This is a genomic window from Pseudoalteromonas sp. Z1A6 (assembly GCF_011378745.1).
In the GTDB taxonomy this organism is placed as follows: Bacteria; Pseudomonadota; Gammaproteobacteria; order Enterobacterales; family Alteromonadaceae; genus Pseudoalteromonas; species Pseudoalteromonas arctica.
This window is the reverse complement of record NZ_WTKW01000314.1, coordinates 1-4,841: the sequence shown is the minus strand read 5'-3', so window position 1 is coordinate 4,841 and position 4,841 is coordinate 1. Positions and strand designations below refer to the sequence as shown.

The following is a 4,841-nucleotide window of genomic DNA, read 5'->3' as shown; positions in this document are numbered from 1 at the left end:
TATAATGATGCACAGTGCTGTGCTAAATGCTGTAATAGTAAGCCAAACGTAGGTTTTGTACTTTTTATAAAAGCTTGTTTTTTGATTAATAAGAACTTTAGGTGTGGGGGTTAAAGCTAAATTAATACCAATTTCTTCTAATTTTCCAACATCTAAAACCCATATGCTTTGCGCCTGTAAAATAGGCTGTAACAGTGAAGCCTCAGTACCATTTAATATTTTCTTAATGAGCTGACTCGTCTGCATTGCGTGCTGAATACCGTCAAGTTCGTGTGCGCCAGTTGCGCCATTATTTAACGTAACTTTTGCAATAGTGAATATGGGTCTAGTAGTATGCTTAGCTAGTAAAGAGCTACTCTCGCTCCAGCGAATAAGTTCATTTCTTTGATTGGGATTAATGAGTTGTCCGATCACCAGTATTGGAATGTTTTTAGAGTATGGGGTAAGTGTTGTTGCAATATCTATTTCATTTAAATCGATGACCTCATAAATATGTTTAGGTGCTTTTGGGTCCTTATTAATTGCTCTAATTTTATTTAAGTTTATTTTACCGGTTATACTGCTGTCGGAAATAACAATTAACTGTTCTTTCCCCGTCATTCTCTTTATATCGAATACTGTTTGGGCAAGGTTTCTATTTTCGAAAACACCTGTCATGTTTTTTTTTGCTAAAATTTCAGGTGTAACTTGGTTAATACCACTGTATACAATTGGTAATGAAGGGAAAAATGTAGCCCTGTGACCTGTCACCCACTCGAGTGCAGAGTCATCTGTTACAGCAATAAGGCTTAAATTAGTAGATATGTATTTGTGTTGGAGGTAGGTCAAAAATTGTTCTTTAAATTTTCCTTGAGGATAGCGCTTAGCATCCATAAATTCATGGAATAAATGCGTACTTTTTTCTTCTTTAAAAGAATCTTCAAATCCTTTTTTAAGCATACTGGTCCACTCATGCTCACTATGATAAGAATGAATGATCAGAATATTATTTTTAGCATTTTCTGCTATGCCTAGATTGCTATATAGGCAACCTATAAAAATGATAAGGTATTTTAGCAAAACATAAAATAATCAATTTGTTAGGGAGTTTATAGTATGCGTTTAATTGCACTATATCCAACTTTCGATTAAAAATACGAGTTAAGTTTATACTATTATATTTTTTGTAGGGAAAAGTCATTGCATTTTAATGATGCTATTGACCTATGTGTTGCACCTAGGTTTATTATGAAACTACTGAAACATGACGGAGCTAAATTATGTATGTTAAACAACTCGCCAAGTTAATGGGCGTGACTGCCGATACTGTTCGTCATTACACGCGTGTTGGGTTACTTAATCCAATACGCAGTGAAGAAAATGGCTATCAAGAATATACAAAGCGAGACCAGCAACGTTTAAAGTTTATTATTAGCTCTCGTCAACTTGGTTTTTCACTCAAAGATATTCAACAGATTATAGGCGAGTCAGAGCAGGGGAATTGTCCTTGTCCGTTAACGCGTAAACTCATTACTAAACGCCTAGAAGAAACCGAAGCACTATTTCAAGAAACATTAAAATTACGAAACAGAATGCATGCAGCTCTGGAGCAATGGGATACATCAGCCGATGGTGCAAATACCAGTGACGTGTGTAGTTTAATAGAATCTTTTGTTGATCCAATAAACGATTCTGCAAATAAGGAGCAGCGTAATGACGACTAATACAAAAGACACCGCGCAAAACTTTATTATTGAAGGTGCTAATTGTGGCAGTTGTGTGGCCAAAATTGAAAAAGCCCTCAATAGTGTTCAAGGTGCGCAAAGCGTAGAAATGAACTTTGCTGAGCGTACTGTACGTGTAGAAGGTAAAGCCGACGAAAGCACGCTTATTAAAGCAGTCGAAAACATTGGTTATTCAGCTAAGCCAATGAGTAACGAATCTGATCAAGATGCACTTGATGAAAAAGCAAAGTCAGACGAGGCACATTACAAAAAGCTAATGCGTAATATGATATTAGCGTTAGGAGTCGGTACACCGTTAATGATATACGGGCTTATTTTTGACATGAGTGTAACCACCGACACACAACGAATAGCGTGGTTTTTAGTGGGTATAGTCACGCTTGTAGTTATGGCTATATCAGGTAAACAATTTTACAACGGCGCATGGCAAGCATTTAAAAACCATGCGGCAAATATGGATACATTAATAGCGCTTGGTACAGGTACTGCGTGGTTGTATTCGATGTTTGTAGTAATCGCACCAAATTTATTACCAGAAGTCGCAAGACACGTATATTTTGAAGCGTCATCGATGATCATCGGTTTAATTAGTTTAGGGCTCGCTTTTGAAGTAAAAGCACGTGGGCGAACCTCACAGGCAATTAAACGCTTAATTGGTCTGCAACCAAAAACTGCACGCGTAATACGCGATGATCAAGAGCAAGACATCGACATTAGTGATGTTGTAAAAAATGATGAAGTACGTGTTCGCCCGGGTGAAAAAATCCCTGTAGATGGCGACGTTATTGAAGGCAGCAGTACGGTTGATGAGTCAATGCTTACTGGTGAGCCAATGCCTGCCCGCAAAAAAACGGGCGACAAAGTCGTTGCCGGAAGTATTAATAAAAGTGGCACTTTATTATTTAAAGCCACGCACATTGGTAGCGAAACCACACTTGCCAATATTATCAATATGGTAAAGCGTGCACAAAACTCTAAGCCATCAATAGGGCGCTTAGCTGATGTTATATCAGGGATATTTGTACCAACAGTCATGATTATAGCAGTACTTGCTGGCCTTGCATGGTTAAACTTTGGACCTGAGCCATCAATTGCTTATGCCGTTGTTGCTGTAACCACGGTACTTATTATTGCTTGTCCTTGTGCGCTGGGACTCGCAACCCCTATGTCGGTTATGGTGGGTATTGGTAAAGCCGCTGAGTCGGGAATATTAATTCGAAATGGCGAGTCGCTGCAAACTACATCTAAAATCACCACCATGATTTTAGATAAAACAGGCACTATTACTCAAGGCACACCGCAAGTTACCGATGTGGTTACATTTAACAACAGCGACGAAAATACAGTAATGCAATGTGTTGCAAGCCTTGAAAGTAGCTCAGAGCATCCACTGGCTGAAGCAATTACGGCATACGCTAAAAAGCATGGCTTAACACTGAGTAAAGTTACCGACTTTGATGCCATTACAGGTAAAGGCGTAACTGGCAGTGTTGACGGGCAAACATTGTTATTTGGCAACAAAGCGCTAATGGATAAATACAATGTGAGTGTTGATGATGCAACCGAGCAAGCTCAAACACTTGCCAGTGATGCTAAAACGCCCATGTATTTTGCAAGTAATAATAAGCTCCACGCTATTATTGCTGTAGCAGATCCTATTAAAGAGGATTCAGTAGAAGCGATTAAACGCCTGCAAAATAAAGGTATCCACCTAGTTATGCTAACTGGTGACAACAAAGCCACTGCACAAGCTGTTGCTAAGCAAGTTGGTATTGATGACTTTATTGCAGAAGTAATGCCCGATGACAAAGTAAACGAAGTAACAAAACGCCAAGCCAATGGTGAAATAGTGGGTATGACTGGTGACGGTATTAACGATGCTCCCGCACTTGCGCAAGCCGATGTAGGCTTTGCAATTGGTACAGGTACTGATGTAGCAATAGAAAGTGCAGACATTACCTTAATGCGTGGCTCGTTACATGGCCTTGCTGATGCAATTGCCGTGAGTAATGCAACTATTTCAAATATTAAACAAAACCTATTTGGTGCCTTTATTTATAACGTGGCGGGTATTCCGATTGCAGCCGGCGTGTTGTATCCATTTTTTGGCATATTACTTAACCCCGTTGTAGCAGGAGCTGCTATGGCACTTTCATCGCTTACTGTGGTAAGTAACGCTAATCGCTTACGTTTTTTCAAACCAAATAAATCGTAATTTAAGCTAAGGAGTACATTATGTTGATGATTAATATAGGTGGTGCACTGTTAATAGCCGCAATTATTTATTGGTTTTGGCTATACAAACCAGAGCAAACACAAAGTGATGACAATAAAGTAACGATAGTCGTTGATAACGGTATCTATAAGCCTGGCCATATTCAAGTGGCTGCCAACAAAGAGGTTGTACTTACCTTTGATAGAAAAGACAGCGCACCGTGCGCCGAAACAGTGATATTTCCACAGCTTGATATAAGTAAAGCTCTGGCAATGGGTGATGGTAATACAGTTAAACTACCTGCGCTTGAAGCTGGTGAATATGACTTTCATTGCCAAATGCAAATGTACAAAGGTAAGCTAGTTGCGCAGTAACCTGAACTAAGTAGGTGTTGGGGTCGTATAGTTGCTTTATATAAGCTGTGATATTAGCAGGAGTCGCTATATTAAATGAATAAATTAAACCCTAAAAAATTATTGAATAGTAAATGGACCGCAACACCTGCTATAAATAAAGAAAAGCACTTTATTATTGTTGAGGTGGAATTTGATGAAGACGGCAATGTAATTGAGTGTATTACCGAGGCTGTTATGTCAAAAAATCAATATCCAATTAGTTGGCGAGATTTAAAAGACAACCAAAAGTGGCTACAAGGGTGGAAGTAGTTTAAATCTATATAATTTACCTCCCTCAAATAGTGGCACTTTTAGCGGTACTTTTGCAGATGGCTGGCACACGATGTAGGTTTGCTTAACTCAAGCGAACCTATATTTTACGGCGCATTAAGTTATGAACTCAATGCTATAACTTAGCTTTCACATTGCAACCTTTCTAGATAAATTCGCCATTTGGCAACAAAACAGTTAATTTCAAAATATCACTTCACAATTTTTATAAAATAC

General features: G+C 38.6%; 5 protein-coding genes. 4 read left to right on the top strand and 1 reads right to left on the bottom strand.

All coding sequences use genetic code 11. The features are described from left to right. On the bottom strand, positions 1-939 hold a 939-nt coding region (locus GQR46_RS16120; protein WP_206009638.1), incomplete at its 3' end, for a hypothetical protein. A gap of 320 nt (positions 940-1,259) precedes the next feature. On the opposite strand from GQR46_RS16120, the gene GQR46_RS16115 reads away from it, so the two are divergent. The 4 genes from GQR46_RS16115 (at position 1,260) to GQR46_RS16100 (ending at position 4,604) form a co-directional block, all read left to right on the top strand. Further along, positions 1,260-1,703 carry a MerR family transcriptional regulator gene (locus GQR46_RS16115; protein WP_165741484.1) on the top strand — a complete coding sequence of 148 codons (444 nt, stop codon included), beginning with the start codon at positions 1,260-1,262 and terminating at the stop codon, positions 1,701-1,703. Further along, positions 1,693-3,939: a heavy metal translocating P-type ATPase gene (locus GQR46_RS16110; protein ID WP_165741482.1), complete on the top strand. Its 2,247-nt coding sequence runs from the start codon at positions 1,693-1,695 to the stop codon at positions 3,937-3,939. The genes GQR46_RS16115 and GQR46_RS16110 overlap by 11 nt, the downstream gene beginning before the upstream one ends. A 20-nt stretch (positions 3,940-3,959) precedes the next feature. Then, on the top strand, positions 3,960-4,313 hold the full coding sequence (locus GQR46_RS16105; protein ID WP_165728929.1) for a cupredoxin domain-containing protein: 354 nt from the start codon (positions 3,960-3,962) through the stop codon (positions 4,311-4,313). A gap of 75 nt (positions 4,314-4,388) precedes the next feature. After that, on the top strand, positions 4,389-4,604 hold the full coding sequence (locus GQR46_RS16100) for a TIGR02450 family Trp-rich protein (protein ID WP_002958506.1): 216 nt from the start codon (positions 4,389-4,391) through the stop codon (positions 4,602-4,604). The last annotated feature ends 237 nt before the right edge of the window (positions 4,605-4,841 follow it).

Excerpts from the sequence above, each read along its gene's own strand:
- GQR46_RS16115 (WP_165741484.1), top strand. The coding sequence starts at position 1,260 with ATGTATGTTAAACAACTCGCCAAGTTAATGGGCGTGACTGCCGATACT.
- GQR46_RS16110 (WP_165741482.1), top strand. The coding sequence starts at position 1,693 with ATGACGACTAATACAAAAGACACCGCGCAAAACTTTATTATTGAAGGT.
- GQR46_RS16105 (WP_165728929.1), top strand. The coding sequence starts at position 3,960 with ATGTTGATGATTAATATAGGTGGTGCACTGTTAATAGCCGCAATTATT.
- GQR46_RS16100 (WP_002958506.1), top strand. The coding sequence starts at position 4,389 with ATGAATAAATTAAACCCTAAAAAATTATTGAATAGTAAATGGACCGCA.